Raw genomic sequence first — 14,354 nt, 5'->3', positions numbered from 1 at the left:
GTGGCTGTTCGGCGCTGCTGATGGCATGTCTGAGATTGCCGCCAGTCATGGCGCAGGACGTGAGCATCACCGCCGAGTTCAAGCCGGATTCGGCGAATCCGCATTTCAACAAGTTCAAGAACACCACCCCGGCCAGCGGTTATTGCGCGCAATACCCACAGGAGTGTACGAACAACAACATGTTCAGCCTGCGGGTGCCAATCGTGTTCGAATCCAGCGGCCCTATCCCTGCCAATAACACGCCACGTCAGGGCGCTACGTTTCAAGTGCCCGCACAGTGGCGAGAACTGATGGTTCTGCACCGGGAGACCGGCACCGCACACCGTCTGAAGGTGCGGATTGTCGGCATCGGCTCCCGTTATGAAACAGAGGATGTGATCAAGCTGACCGGCAGCACTGACAATGATTATCGCCTGGCACATAACCGTTTGTGGGGCTTGAGTTGGGTCTATGCGCCGGCGCCCTGCGGATACAGCGGCTTTGGTTACTACTACCCCACCAACTACGGTTTTTTCTGGAAGACCCCCGAGCAGGCAGCGTGCATCAAACAGGCGAAATTCGATGTGCCGTGGATGCGTTACTCGTATCTGGATTTCGCTTATGAGCTGGAGGCACCGGACCCTTTGCAGATGTTCGCCGGCGATTACGACGGCTCGCTGACTTACACGCTGGGGCCCGGTGCGGATTTCGACTTCGGCGATGTCATGTTGCCGAGCAGTCCGGTACTGACCCTCAACTTCAACCTCAATGTGCAACACACCCTCAAGGTCGACATCCCGCCCGGCGGCGAAAAGGTCGAGCTGGTCCCCGCCGGAGGCTGGCAGCGCTGGCTGCAAGGCGGGCGCAAACCGACGCGGCTGTTTCGTGATCAGACGTTCAATCTGTCCGCCAGCTCGCGCTTCAAAATGTTTGTGGAGTGTTCGCTCAGCGATGGAAAAGTGTGTTTCCTCGCTGATCGGGATTCGATCCTGTCAGTGCCGATGAAAGTCAGTGTGAGCTTGCCGGGTGGCTTGACCGACAGCGCCGGGAGACCGGTTCAGCGCCAGGAACTGGTGACAGAGAGTGGAGCGTTGATTTTTCAGCCCGGCCATTATGTCGACCATCAGCCGGGTACGTTGCATTTCGAGGTCGAGCGATTCGAGCATCTCTTTTTGCCCGGGGCGCCCACACGCTATTCCGGCAACGTCACCGTGGTCTGGGATTCGGAAGTCTGAGCCATGCGCGGCAGCGCTCCCGCGTGCTGACGGCTGCAATGGCCGTCAGCACGCGGGCGTGCTGGTGTTACAGGTCAGCGCGCTTCATCGCCTCACGGGTCAGTTGCCGCGAGAGTTCCTTTTCTTCGTCAACCAGATCGATCAGTACGCGGTTATAGATCGCGTCGCTGATCGGCTCGTCGGCAAATACCACGGTGTCCGGCACCGGCAGGTCATGGGCGAGCTCGCGCAACTGGTTGCGCAACGCGATGCGATGCACCCCCGATGTGCGCGCGTCGAGCCATTCGCGCTGGGTGCTGCGTAGCGCCTCGAGCTTGTCGAAGAGCTGCAGATAACGCTGCTTGTTCGACGCCAGCCGCACTGGGTAACGCTGCTCCAGATGGGTTTGCCAGAAGGTCTGTTCGAGCATTTCGTTGACCAGACCATCGCCTTCGCCCAGCGCCAGCACGGTGTCGCCGGCCTGATCGATCATTGCGTCGGTGACCCCGGAGACCGGCCGGTAGAGCATGCCCCTGGATTGCCAAGGCAAGTCGAGGCGCTCTGCCAATCCAGTCTGATAAGCCAGGTAGACCTCCACATCGTCTGGCGTGCCGCCACGGCTGGCGACATCCGCGCGGGCAATCTCGTTCACCTGTTTGAGCCGCGCCGCGCCTTTGGCCAGTGTCACCAATTGCTGCTCCAGTTCCTTCGCATCGATGGCGTAGGCATAGGCCTCGGACGCCAGCACATGGATGCCCATCTGGTTGAACAACTGGGCGCCGGCATCGGCGCAGTCCACCGGTGCCACGACCATATTGAACAGCTTTTCGCGCAACTGACTGTCGTGATGCACGGCATCGAGCATGCGCCAGACCCGTTGCATCAATTGCTCGCGCGCCGCGCCACCGGCCCGATAGTCGTGGAATTCACGCACACTGAGCAGCGTCGCCATGAACGGCTCCGCTGCGGGTTCGTCCACCAGTTCCGACCACGGCGTTTCCCGGTCGACCCCCCAACCCGGCACATCGCCCCAGTAGTCGGCGCCGTATGAGGAAACGATGGAGGGCACGCGTGTCGGGTCGGCAGGCATGACCGCTTCCGGTGGCAGCGCCATCGCGCGACGATGGGCCTGGTAGCGCAACTGATTGACCTCCGACAGCGCCGCGACGTCCAGCCGCGTGCGCGCCACCAGCCATTGCGCATCCGAACCTTCGACCACTTCGGGCAATTGCGTGAGCGGGTTGCCGCGCAGATCAAGCAGAAACCCCCGAGGTCTGGGCTTGCTCAGAATACCCAGCGGCCATTCGCTGAGACCGGTGTTTTTCAGCGCCACCACTTTCAGTCGCGGCATGCGCGAAAGGTCTGGTGAAAGGCCCAGCGGGTTGTCGTCCATTTTCAGGACTTCAAGGTAGGTCAGGTTGCGCAGCCGTTCGACGGCGGCAGCATCCAGCACGATGTGGTTGTTGTTCAGCCGCAGGCGTTCGAGGCGGCGCAGCGTGGTGCCGATGCGCACAGGTAACGTCGTCAGCTCGCAATATTTGGCACTGAGCTCGACCAGATTGGGGAAGTCCTTGAGCAAACCGTTTTCGTCGGTGGCAAAGCGCGTGTTGTCGAGTTTGAGCACGGTCACCCGGTCGAGAAATTTTTTCAGCGCCGGGCGCTTGGCCCACCAGGTTTCGAGGTTAACGGACGTCAGCTCCCGGGACAGATCCAGGGCATAGCAAGCGGGATCCGCGCGGTTGCCCAGCTCTTGGTTTCTGCGTTCGAAGCAGTCGAGCAGGCGTTCATAGATATGCCGCCCGCCACCGCCGTTGAACCCTTGGCGGTCGGGGCCCCAGCTCTCCGGTTGCTGGTAGCGCCAGCGGTGGACAATCTTGCGTAACTCATCAAGGTCATTCTCCTGAGTTTCGATGGCCTTGAGCGGTTCACCCCGTTCGGTCAATGCCGCGGCGAAGGCATCGACCTCGCGTGGACTGAAATGCGGGTGCAGATCCGCGATACGTTCGTGCAGCGTGGCGCCGTCACGGCTCAGACCGCCGCCGCGTACCAGCAGCAAGGTGTCGGGCTGGGCAACCGGGCGTATCGGCGGTTCGGCCAGCACGGTGCGCCGTTCACTCGGCGCGGCGGTCTTGGCGATGATCCATTGTTTGAATTGTTCGGTTTCACCGGTGCGGTAACCCAGCGCACTGCCGCCATCCTGTTCGACGGCATGGAGCATCGCTTCGTACAAACCGCTGGCAGGATGAACCGGCTGGTCATTGCCATCGCGCACGGCATAGCGGTCGTCGGCGAGGCGCACCAGGACGCGATGGCGTTCGGCCGATTCGGGCCCGGCGCTGCAACGCAACTCGCCGTCGAACGTGCCGTCGCGAATGTCGATGCGCAGCGTCGCAAAGGTATCGCTGTGGTGGCGCAGGGTGCCCAGGATCAGGCGTTCACTGTCGATGTTGCTCAGCGCCTCACGATGCAAACCCTGAGCGGCCCTGACCGATTGCACCTCGAACTGCAGCTCGCGGGCGGTGGTTTTCAAGCGCAAAGGCACGGTGCGCCGTTGGGTGATTTGCTGCAATTCCGACGGGCGCGCCTGGGCGATCACCCGCTCGGCGAGCACCGTGGTCAATTGCGGGCAATCCACCAGCAGCTGTTTCACCTCGGGCGTAGGTGCGGCGGCGGCTTCGCTCGGTGCACCAGCGTTGCCCAGCCGCTGCAGGGTATCGGCGAGCAGGGGCGGCGGCGGGGCGTTTTCCACGTGCATGCGGCGCAGGATGTCTTCGTCGGTGCCGGTCAGTTGGCGGACCTGCTCCAGTTGCTTATCGGTGAAACCCTCGGTGGCATGACCGATCCGCCGCATCAGTTGCGACCCTTGCCACTGCCGCGGATTCTCCGTTTCGCAGACCCAGGCACCCCGGGTGTTGTGCTTGAGTGTTGGCGAGTACGCCTCGGGGCGTTTCGGGTGGCGGACGCGGTGTTCATTGGTCACCGGGTCCTTGGTCACTTCAAACACCTGCTGGTCGACACGCAGCAGTCGTTTCTTGCCGTGCGTATGCAAGCCTTGGGCATCGGGTCGGCTTTGCGATGGCAGCGCCGCTTCAGGCTGGCGATAAGGGCTCAGGTCCGGGTTCCACAAACGGGTCTGGCCGTCGGACAGTTTCACCGGTTTCAAGCCTTCGAAGAAGGACGACAGTTTCGCCTGCGCGACATTGCCCAGCGTCGTGCCTGCGGCGAACACCCCCAGTTGCACCACGCTCTCCAGCACGCTGATGGTCTGCTCGCCGGCTTGCGCCAACCGGCCTTCAGCGAGGTCGACAATGCCTTCGATCACCTGATCGGTCAGTTGATAAGCGGTGTACGCCAGCATCAGGGTGCCCAGCCCGGGCACAAACGGCAGGGCCACCAGCAACGCGGCATTGAGGATGTCCGAGAGTATTCTTTCCAGGTTGTCCCACCAGGCCCAGCGCGCCATGCGGTCGGCGTATTCGGTGGAGATGGCGACTTCCCGGCCGTCGTTGAGGATCTTGTTCAGCTTCTGCTGGTAGAGGTATTTCCACAGATCCCCGGTGAAACGGGTCTCGCGATCGTCCTCGATCCTCGACACGCGAAATTGCAGCCTAGGGTTATCCACCGCCCATTCACGCCAGGTCGGCAAACTGGAGCCGGCGGGCACCGGTTGCCACTTGACGTTGCTCAGTCGTTCGTTCAACCGGGCAAAGAAATACCCCCGTTGCTGATGCGCGACGAACTGGCTGAAGAACTCTTGATAGGACGGTTTCGATTGCGTATCGCGCAGTTGGCGGGACAGTTCGTTCATTAACGCCAGCGCCGTCGGGTATTGCTTGAGCGGGTGCTCTGGATCATTCGGGACGTAAGCGATCACCGGAACGGGGTGGGTGGCGCAGAGCAGGTCGCTGGCAATCAGGACGATGCCTGACAGCGAGGTGTCCATCATGCTCAGCGTGTGATAACGCACGGGCCGGCCATGCCACAGCACCTGGGCGCGGTCTTCGAGCATGCCCTGAATCACGTCGAAACCGCGCTGGTCGATGTCCTTTTTCAGCAGGGCCAGGCGCGCGGCAGCCCGCAACGCCTGCTTCTGGCTCTCGATGACCTTGATGCGCAGGTAATTACTGGCCACACGGTTTTTCGACAGCACGAACTCGCGCAGATGGCGCTGGTAACTGGCGCCGATATTCAGCTCGCGGCACAACGTCTGGAACTGCTTGATGCTGAGTTTGCCCTTCAGCGGCTTGATCTCGAAATGCCCTCGAGTATCGGGCCGGGTGATGAACTCGGAGTCGGCGCTGAAGGATTCGTCGCGGGAAAAATTGTGCAGGGCTGCATCGAGCAGGGACACCGTGCGGCTGCGTTTGCCCGAAGCAAAATCATACGTCCACCACGACGTGTTGACCGGCATGTACAGGCGCACCCAGGTCTCTTCGACGTCATCCTCGACGCCGAAGCGGTCCTTCAAGGCCTTTTGCAGCAAGGGCTTGGCGAAGGTGTAGACATCCTGCAGGTCGCTCAGGGCGCGGTCGACATCGTTCTGGGCGCTCCAGGCCTTTTGGATCTCACCCTTGAGTTGGGCGTGGGCGCTCGCCGCGGCCTGGCGATGCCAGTCGGGCAGGGTCAGTTTGACGCGTTTCAATGCTGCGACCCGTGCTGGCGACGTTTTCAGCAGCCAGTCCGGGAGGGCTGTCTGGATGATCTTGTAATGGACACTGCGTTCGGCCGAGGCCGACGGGGCCTGCGCTGACTGTTCCACTGTCAGAGGGGGATTGGGCATGGTCTGATCGTCCGTTGATCAAGAATGGAGCGACCAGACTAGGTAAGCGCCTTGCCCGAAAAAAGCGCAAAAAGCCGTTTGAAACGCGGCGGGTTTGCGCGGTGAACCACCCACATTTCAACGCTAAGAAATACAGGAATACCACCCGGTTTTTTACAACTGTGCCGTCACCGTCTCTGGCGGTTGGCACAGCGTGTGGGTGCCCGGTTGCAGATAGGGCGAGAGGATCGGCGCCATGCCCTTGAGCACCTGCACGGGGAGCGCCGAGGTGAATTTGAAGTTCTCTGCCGAGCGCCCGGGGACGAAGGCGGTGAGCGTGCCGAAATGGTTGTTGCCGATGTAAAACACGAAGGTCGCGGTGCGGTTGATCGACTTGGAACTGAGGATGCGTCCGCCGGAGCCGATGGCTTCAATGCGGTTGTCGCCGGTACCGGTCTTGCCGCCCATCACCAAAGGTGTGCCGTCAGCAGTCTTGAAGCTGCCGGAGACCCGCTTCGCTGTACCCGAGTCCACCACTTGCGACAGCGCCTCGCGCATCGCCGTGGCGACTTCCGAAGGCATGACCCGTTTGCCCACATGCGGGTCGTTGGTCAGGCGCGTTTCATACGGTGTGTCGGCGGCAAAGTGCAGGCTGTCGATGCGCAGGGTCGGCATGCGCACGCCGTCGTTGAGGATGGTGCCGATCAGCTCGGCCAGTGCCGCCGGGCGGTCGCCGGAACTGCCGATGGCGGTGGCCAGTGAGGGCACCAGATGATCGAACGGATAGCCGACTTTCTGCCAGCGCTGGTGAATCTCGAGGAACGCTTCGATCTCGAGCATGGTGCGGATACGACTGTCGCGAGCGCCCTTGTGCTTGCTCTTGAACAACCAGCTGTAAACCTCCTGGCGTTCGAACTGGCTGGCCTTGACGATCTGAGTGAAGGTGGCGTCCGGGTTGTGCAGCAGGTAGCCCATCAGCCACAGGTCCAACGGGTGGACCTTGGCAATGAAGCCCTGGTCGGGCAGATCGTAGGTGCCTGGGCCATAAGCGTCGTACAGCCGAATCAGGCGGTCGTCAGTGAGTTTCTCGGTGAGCTTGGCGCCTTTGAGGTGCGCGCGCACAAAGCTGTTGAAGTCTTCCTGGCTGGCGTTGGGCAACAGGTAGCGGTGCACGGCGGCCATACGGATCGGCGTCGGGCGCATGCTGTCGAGGAACGTGTCGAGGCGTGCCTGGGTGTCCTTGTTCTTGTACTTTTTCCAGAACTTGAGCAGGAACGAAGTGCCTTCGCGATCGGCAAAATTGGCCAGGTATTCCTGACGCCGCGGGTCGCGATCATCCTTGAGCAATTCGGCGCTGCTGTTGGGGCCGGAGTAGGTGACGTAACGCACCACATCGCGCATCAGGCGAATGAACGGCAGGTTGATCGACTCACGCAGGGCATCGCGCAGGGTCGGCATGCGGCCGTTGTCTTCCTTGCGAAAGTTGTGGAACACGTGCAGGCCGCCACCGGTGAAGAACGCCTCGCCGGGGCTGGCCGAATATTTGCGGTCGAGTGCGGCGCCGAGCATTTTCGACAGGTCGTGGTCCTTGTTCTGGATCAGGTAGTCGATCACCCACTGGCTCAAGCGATCCTGATCCGGCACCTCGACTTTCTTCAGCTCCGGCACGCTCATGGCGCCGTACTTGTCGTGCAGCTCGGAGATGATCTGCAGGTAGGTGGTCAGCACGCGCATCTTCGCCGTCGAGCCGAGCTCCAGTTTGCTGCCCTCGTTGATGTCGAACGGTTGATCAGTGCTGTCAGTCTGCACGCGCACCCGTGAGCCGTCCGGGGTCAGCTCGAACAGGGTGAAGCTGTAGCGCACCTGGGTGGTGCTGGTGGGGGTGAGCAGGCGTTCGCCGATCAGGCCGATCTGCCCGGCAAACCCGGGGTCGGCAAGTTTTTTCAGGTACTCGGTGGCTTGGGTCTGCAGATCGCCCTGCAGGGTGCTGGTGGCCGACAGGTCGAGGCGGTCGAGGTCGTACAGCGGGCGATTGAGCATGCTCGCCAGACGGCTGCGGGCGACGCTGATGCCCTTGTTGGTTTCGATCGGCTGAATGGTCGGCTGGGTCTGCCAGTCGCGGTAAGTGACCTTGCTCGCCAGCGCGGCATCGGCCAGGGCGCTGTCGATCACGCCGCCCTGTTTGAGCAGGCGCAGGTGGCTGTCGGTGAGGTCGGAAAGCTCTTCACGGCCCTTGGTCAGGTAATGCGAAGGGCGGCGCTGGGCGATCATCAGCGAGAGCATTTCGCGCAGGGCCAGGCCTTTGTCGGCCATGGTTTTCGGGTCGGTGGCCGGGCTGTTCAGCTGTTCATTGGCCTTGTTGAAATCGCTGCCGTACCAGACCCGCAAGCCTTCGGCCATGCCGTGCACTTCACCGTGGCCCGGCACGGCAGAGAGCGGCACGCTGTTGAGGTAGTCGCGAATGATGTTCTGCCGGGCGCCGAGGGTCTGCGGCCCGGGTTGATAGGCGCGCACACTGGCGGAAATCATCTGGCGGATCTTCTCGGCGCCGGACACCGTCAGGCCATCGGGCGAATGCCGGTACTTTTCCAGTTGCGTCGCCAGCGTACTGCCACCGGCCGATTGCCCCGGCAGGTGGAGCAATTTCGCCACCTGCGACCACGCCGCCATGCCGAAGCGCGGCCAGTCCACCGCCGGGTTGGCCAGCGGTTGCCTGGGGTCGAGCAGAAAGCGGTTTTCGATAAACAGCAGGCTGCTGACCACCACTGGTGGGATCGCTGCAAAACTCGCATACAGCTGCTGCGGATACTTGTACTGATACAACGGCGCGGCGCGGCAATCGGTGATCGACAGCCCGGCCTGGATTTTTTCCGAGTAGGGCACGAACAAGCCTTTGTCGGTATAGCTGAGCAGCGCCGGGGAAAACCGGGTCTGCTCGGTGATCACATAATCGCGCTTGAGCAGGCGTGGCAAAAATTCATCAAGGGAGCTGTAGCCCAGGCGCAGATCGAACGGCCCGTTGCCCGGGTAGCGGATCGCTTCGCTGGGACCGGGTTCCAGCTGATACTTGAGTGAGGCGGCGTATTGGCTCAGCTCCCGGGACTGAAAGCGCGAGGTGCGCATCTCCTTGCTCGCGGCCAGCCCCACCACGATGGCGATAATCACCAACAATAACCAGAACGCCTTCCAGCCATGCCGGTTGCGGCGTTTTTTTGGGGAGATAGGCGCTTCATCCACACGTTCAGTCGGAACCACGGCTTTACTCGAATCGGTTTGCCACAAAGCGCCCATAGTCGATTGATCCATTCACGCAGATTGATCGGACTTGACTGAAGCTTAGACGGTGGTTGGGGATGGGGAAGAAAAAGTGCGGGGGCAATCGTCTGAACAAAACTGCACCTGTGGCGAGGGAGCTTGCTCCCGCTGGACTGCGCAGCAGTCCCAATCCCTGTAGTCGCAATTTTTCTGAAACACAGCGTGCGCAGGTATTACGACGGCTTCGCCGCCGAGCGGGGCGGTGCGACGGTTCGACAAGCTCCCTCGCCACAGGGGAAGTGGGAGCTTTAAAGCCAGCAGGCGTCCCAAAGTGGATAGTCGCCAATTTTTTCCACCAGGCCAGCCCGTAGCGGATTGGCGATGATGTAACGGGCGAACGGTTTCAGTTCTTCGCCGTCGCGTATGGCGCGGTCGTGGAAACCGGTTTGCCAGAAAGCGCCTTTTCGATTCAGGGCGCGATTGATCGACAATGTGCTTCGGGACTTCACCGCTTGCATCAGGCCTTCCATGTGCATTGCTTCCAGCTGGACCAGCCAGTGGAGGTGGTCAGGCATCACCACCCAGGCGATCGAGTCGACCCATCGCTGATCATGAGCTCGCCTGAGCTCCGCTACCAATAAACGGCCTACCTGCCAATCGCTGAATATCCTGCGGCGCTGATACACCACTGCAGTGATCAGATAGGCACGCCCCGATTCCGAATAGCGGCCTCGGCGTAGCCTATGTGAATGTAGATGTTTACGCATTCCGTCGCGTCCTTTGCGATTTCAATCCTGATTCACGCTAGTCGCCTCATTCAAGAGGTGGGTCTGCGATGACTGTACGAAGTTTCTGAAAGCATCCAGATGTCGCGCCTTCTGTGGCGAGGGAGCTTGCTCCCGCTGGGTTGCGTAGCAGCCCCAATCCCTGTAATCGCGATCTGTCTGAAACACCGCTTGGGCAGGATTTACGACTGCTTCGCAGCCGGGCGGGAGCAAGCTCCCTCGCCACAGGGGGGATTAGACAGTCAAGTTCATCGAAACAGCTGTGCTAGAGCCATCACCCGCGCAATTCCACCCACGCAAGGGCATGACGATGCACCAACGCTGTGCAATACTCGCCGGCCTTTTTAGTGGGGAAAAATCCTACGGAGTCCAGGTAATGCCTCTCCGTAAACCGGCTTATTGCCCAGACTTCCCGCTGAATGTTGTGGTTTATAGAGTGAAAAGCCCTGTCACAAGCTTTTTATACTGCACGCCCCGCTGATCTTGCAGGTTGGGACCTGCGAGACGCGTTTGCCCACGAGGCTGGCGCGGTTTCGGGAGGCTGAGGCCTATCGGTCGACGCTTCGATACTCGGTGGTCATATCCAATAACAAGACGAGGTTGTATCCCTATGCCAGTCGGCAATCACCTGCCCCATGGCGAGACCGCTCACGGCGGCCCGCTCAAACGCGAACTCGGTGAACGGCATATCCGCCTGATGGCGCTCGGCGCCTGTATCGGTGTCGGCCTGTTCCTGGGTTCGGCCAAGGCCATTGAAATGGCCGGTCCGGCGATCATGCTGTCCTACATTCTCGGCGGTCTGGCGATCCTGGTCATCATGCGCGCCCTCGGTGAAATGGCCGTGCACAACCCGGTGGCCGGCTCGTTCAGCCGCTACGCCCAGGACTACCTCGGCCCGCTCGCGGGCTTTCTCACCGGCTGGAACTACTGGTTCCTGTGGCTGGTGACCTGCGTCGCGGAAATCACCGCCGTCGCCGTGTACATGGGCATCTGGTTCCCCGATGTACCGCGCTGGATCTGGGCGCTCGCGGCGCTGGTCAGCATGGGCTCGATCAACCTGATCGCGGTAAAAGCCTTTGGTGAGTTCGAATTCTGGTTCGCCTTGATCAAAATCGTCACCATCATCGCCATGGTCATCGGCGGCATCGGCGTGATTGCGTTCGGTTTCGGCAACGACGGCGTGGCGCTGGGGATTTCCAATCTCTGGGCCCACGGCGGCTTCATGCCCAATGGCGTGACCGGTGTGCTGATGTCGCTGCAGATGGTCATGTTCGCCTACTTGGGTGTCGAGATGATCGGCCTGACCGCCGGTGAAGCGAAGAACCCGCAGAAGACCATTCCCGACGCCATCGGCTCGGTGTTCTGGCGCATCCTGCTGTTTTACGTGGGCGCGCTGTTCGTGATTCTGTCGATCTACCCATGGAACGAAATCGGCACTCAGGGCAGTCCGTTCGTGATGACCTTCGAGCGTCTGGGGATCAAGACCGCCGCCGGCATCATCAACTTCGTGGTCATCACCGCGGCACTGTCGTCGTGCAACGGCGGCATCTTCAGCACCGGGCGCATGCTCTACAGCCTGGCGCAGAACGGCCAGGCCCCGGCGGGTTTCGCCAAGACCTCCAACGGCGTGCCTCGCCGGGCGTTGCTGCTGTCGATTTTCGCCTTGCTGATCGGCGTGCTGCTCAACTACCTGGTGCCGGAGAAAGTCTTCGTCTGGGTGACCTCGATCGCCACCTTCGGCGCGATCTGGACCTGGGTGATGATCCTGCTGGCGCAACTCAAATTCCGCAAAGGCCTGAGCGCCAGCGAACGAGCCGGCCTGAAATACAAGATGTGGCTGTACCCGGTCAGCTCTTACTTCGCACTGGCGTTCCTGGTGCTGGTGGTAGGCCTGATGGCGTACTTCCCGGACACCCGCGTGGCGCTGTACGTGGGGCCAGCGTTCTTGGTGCTGCTGACCGTGTTGTTCTACGTGTTCAAGCTGCAGCCGACCGGTGAATCGCAAGGTGCGGTGCGTTCGGTTTCGTAAGTTGAACGTGCGGTTATAAAAAAGCCCCGGCCAATTGGTCGGGGCTTTTTCATGGGTGCCGCAGGTGCGTCAAGCGCCGATCTGCAAGAGCGATACCAACCCCCCGCAAGCGGCAGGTTGCTGCAGGGGTGAAGCTGACCGTCCGTCGCAATCCACGGTGTACCTGTAATTTCTGACAGTAGACCATTCCGGCGTAGTGCCCTAGCTTGAAAGCCCCGTCAAGCGGGATACGCAAGGACTGGACATGAAAGGATTCTCGGCAATTACCGTGATCGGATTGGCTGATGCCCTGATCCACTGGCAAGTTTTTTTTGTCCTTCGCAGTGCAGCAGGCCTGGACCAGGCGGCCAGCAACTTTGCGGCGTTCTGCGTGGCTGCGGCGTTCTCGTTTTACGTGAACGCGCTTTACACGTTCGAAAGGGAAACGTCGATATTCGCCTACCTGATGTTCATCGGCTTGATGGGGGCCGTAAGTTTTGGTGTGGGAGTGATCGCCGACGCCAGGCAGTTGCCCGGGCTGGTGACGTTGGCTTCGTTTTCGTTTCTGAATATTTTTCTGGGGTACTGCTTTTTCCGCTTCGTGCTGTTTCGCCAGCAGCGATCCTGAGGCGCCAGCCTGTCGATCAGGCTGGCGCATCGCTCATCATGCCGCCGCCACTTCCTGCGGCTCAAAACTGTCCGCCCGCGCCATCTGCCACATCCGCGAATAGAACTCGCCATTCACTTCCCCGGTGAGCAATTCCCCCGGCTTCAGAAACACATGCAGCTGCGAGAACAGTTTGATTTCGGTCGCCGACATGCGCCGCACCAGGTGCTTGGCCGACAGTTGCGACGGGTGTTCAAGGCCGGCGGCGGCGAGCATTTCTGCCAGCGCCTTGAGCGTGTTGCGGTGGAAGTTGTAGACGCGCTGGGCCTTGTCCGGGACGACAAGGGCGCGCTGGCGCAGGGCGTCCTGGGTGGCGACGCCGGTCGGGCATTTGTTGGTGTGGCAGCTTTGCGACTGGATGCAGCCGATGGCGAACATGAAGCCGCGTGCCGAGTTGGCCCAGTCGGCGCCGATGGCCAGCACGCTGGCGATGTCGAAGGCGCTGACGATCTTGCCGCTGGCGCCGAGTTTGATCTTGTCGCGCAGGTTCAGGCCGACCAGGGTGTTGTGCACGAACAACAGGCCTTCGCGCATCGGCACGCCGATGTGGTCGGTGAACTCCACCGGCGCGGCGCCGGTGCCGCCTTCCTTGCCATCGACGACGATGAAGTCCGGCAGGATGCCGGTTTCCAGCATGGCCTTGGCGATGCCCATGAACTCCCACGGATGACCGAGGCAGAACTTGAAACCCACCGGTTTGCCGCCGGACAGTTCACGCAGTTGCTGGATGAAATGCATCATCTCGATCGGCGTGGAAAAAGCGCTGTGACGTGACGGCGAGACGCAGTCTTCACCCATCATGATGCCGCGGGTGTCAGCGATTTCCTGGGTCACCTTGTGTTTGGGCAGGATCCCGCCATGGCCCGGTTTGGCGCCCTGGCTCATCTTGATTTCGATCATCCGCACCTGCGGGTTCTGCGCCTGGGCGGCGAAGCGCTCCGGGTCGAAACGGCCGTCGCTGGTGCGGCAGCCGAAGTAGCCGCTGCCCAGCTCCCAGGTCAGGTCGCCGCCGTGTTCACGGTGGTAAGGGCTGATGCTGCCTTCGCCGGTGTCATGGGCGAAGTTGCCGAGCTTGGCGCCCTGGTTCAACGCGCGGATGGCGTTGGCGCTGAGCGAGCCGAAGCTCATCGCCGAGATGTTGAACACCGAGGCCGAATACGGCTGGGTGCACTGCGGGCCGCCGACGGTGACGCGGAAACTGCTCGGGTCGCTCAACGGTGCCGGGCGCATCGAGTGGCCGATGAATTCGAAGCCGGACTGATACACGTCGATCAGCGTGCCGAACGGTTTGTCGGCGGTTTCGTTCTTCGCTCGCGAATAGACCAGCGAGCGCTGGGCGCGGGAGAAGGGCAGGGCGTCGCTGTCGGATTCGAGCAGGTACTGGCGGATCTCGGGGCGGATCGCTTCGACCAGATAGCGGATGTTGCCCAGGATCGGGTAGTTGCGGCGCACCGCGTGCGGACTCTGCAGCAGGTCGAACACACCGAGCAGGCTCAGCACGGCGGTCACGGCGGTGATCGGCCACAGCCAGTCGTGTTCAAGAAAAGGCAGGCTGGCGAGGGTGAAAATCACGCAGACGGCAAAGAAGGCGTAGCGGCTCAGGAGTGACAGGCTCATACGGTTTCCTTGGTTCGGACTCAATGGTTACCCATGGCGCGCAGACTGGCTTGCTCTTGTGGCGAGGCGT

The 14,354-nt window shown here is 61.3% G+C and carries 7 protein-coding genes; 3 read left to right on the top strand and 4 right to left on the bottom strand.

Going from position 1 to position 14,354, the window contains the following annotated elements:
• Nucleotides 1-20 precede the first annotated feature (20 nt).
• Nucleotides 21-1,214 carry a hypothetical protein gene (locus tag J5M57_RS16290; protein ID WP_207847921.1) on the top strand — a complete coding sequence of 398 codons (1,194 nt, stop codon included), beginning with the start codon at nt 21-23 and terminating at the stop codon, nt 1,212-1,214.
• A 67-nt stretch (nt 1,215-1,281) separates the two neighbouring features.
• On the opposite strand, the gene J5M57_RS16285 is transcribed toward J5M57_RS16290, so the two are convergent.
• The 3 genes from J5M57_RS16285 to J5M57_RS16275 form a co-directional block, all read right to left on the bottom strand.
• Entirely contained in the window at nt 1,282-5,973 is a 4,692-nt protein-coding gene (locus J5M57_RS16285; RefSeq protein ID WP_207847922.1) for an NEL-type E3 ubiquitin ligase domain-containing protein, read from the bottom strand.
• Between the two features lie 153 nt (nt 5,974-6,126).
• A complete protein-coding gene (locus J5M57_RS16280) occupies nt 6,127-9,243 on the bottom strand; it encodes a transglycosylase domain-containing protein (RefSeq protein WP_207847923.1) in 3,117 nt (1,038 codons plus the stop codon).
• Nucleotides 9,244-9,515: 272 nt separating this feature from the next.
• A complete protein-coding gene (locus tag J5M57_RS16275; protein WP_207847924.1) occupies nt 9,516-9,974 on the bottom strand; it encodes a transposase in 459 nt (152 codons plus the stop codon).
• Nucleotides 9,975-10,602: 628 nt separating this feature from the next.
• Between J5M57_RS16275 and J5M57_RS16270 the strand changes: the two genes are divergently transcribed.
• Both J5M57_RS16270 and J5M57_RS16265 read left to right on the top strand, forming a co-directional pair.
• Nucleotides 10,603-12,021, top strand: coding sequence for an amino acid permease (locus J5M57_RS16270; protein WP_083368017.1), 1,419 nt, complete (start codon nt 10,603-10,605; stop codon nt 12,019-12,021).
• A gap of 244 nt (nt 12,022-12,265) precedes the next feature.
• Entirely contained in the window at nt 12,266-12,628 is a 363-nt protein-coding gene (locus J5M57_RS16265) for a GtrA family protein (RefSeq protein WP_169842354.1), read from the top strand.
• 36 nt (nt 12,629-12,664) lie between these two features.
• Here the strand turns inward: J5M57_RS16265 and J5M57_RS16260 are convergent, their stop codons facing one another.
• Nucleotides 12,665-14,284, bottom strand: coding sequence for an FMN-binding glutamate synthase family protein (locus J5M57_RS16260; protein WP_207847925.1), 1,620 nt, complete (start codon nt 14,282-14,284; stop codon nt 12,665-12,667).
• Nucleotides 14,285-14,354: the final 70 nt, after the last annotated feature.

Source organism: Pseudomonas sp. 86_A (assembly GCF_017491705.1).
GTDB lineage: Bacteria > Pseudomonadota > Gammaproteobacteria > Pseudomonadales > Pseudomonadaceae > Aquipseudomonas > Aquipseudomonas koreensis.
Note: the sequence above shows the minus strand (reverse complement) of the source record. Positions and strands in the feature narration are given on the sequence as shown.

What these genes read in the sequence shown, in the direction of transcription:
- J5M57_RS16260 (WP_207847925.1), bottom strand. Translation starts at nt 14,284, where the DNA reads ATGAGCCTGTCACTCCTGAGCCGCTACGCCTTCTTTGCCGTCTGCGTG.
- J5M57_RS16265 (WP_169842354.1), top strand. Translation starts at nt 12,266, where the DNA reads ATGAAAGGATTCTCGGCAATTACCGTGATCGGATTGGCTGATGCCCTG.
- J5M57_RS16270 (WP_083368017.1), top strand. Translation starts at nt 10,603, where the DNA reads ATGCCAGTCGGCAATCACCTGCCCCATGGCGAGACCGCTCACGGCGGC.
- J5M57_RS16280 (WP_207847923.1), bottom strand. Translation starts at nt 9,243, where the DNA reads ATGGGCGCTTTGTGGCAAACCGATTCGAGTAAAGCCGTGGTTCCGACT.
- J5M57_RS16275 (WP_207847924.1), bottom strand. Translation starts at nt 9,974, where the DNA reads ATGCGTAAACATCTACATTCACATAGGCTACGCCGAGGCCGCTATTCG.
- J5M57_RS16285 (WP_207847922.1), bottom strand. Translation starts at nt 5,973, where the DNA reads ATGCCCAATCCCCCTCTGACAGTGGAACAGTCAGCGCAGGCCCCGTCG.
- J5M57_RS16290 (WP_207847921.1), top strand. Translation starts at nt 21, where the DNA reads ATGGCATGTCTGAGATTGCCGCCAGTCATGGCGCAGGACGTGAGCATC.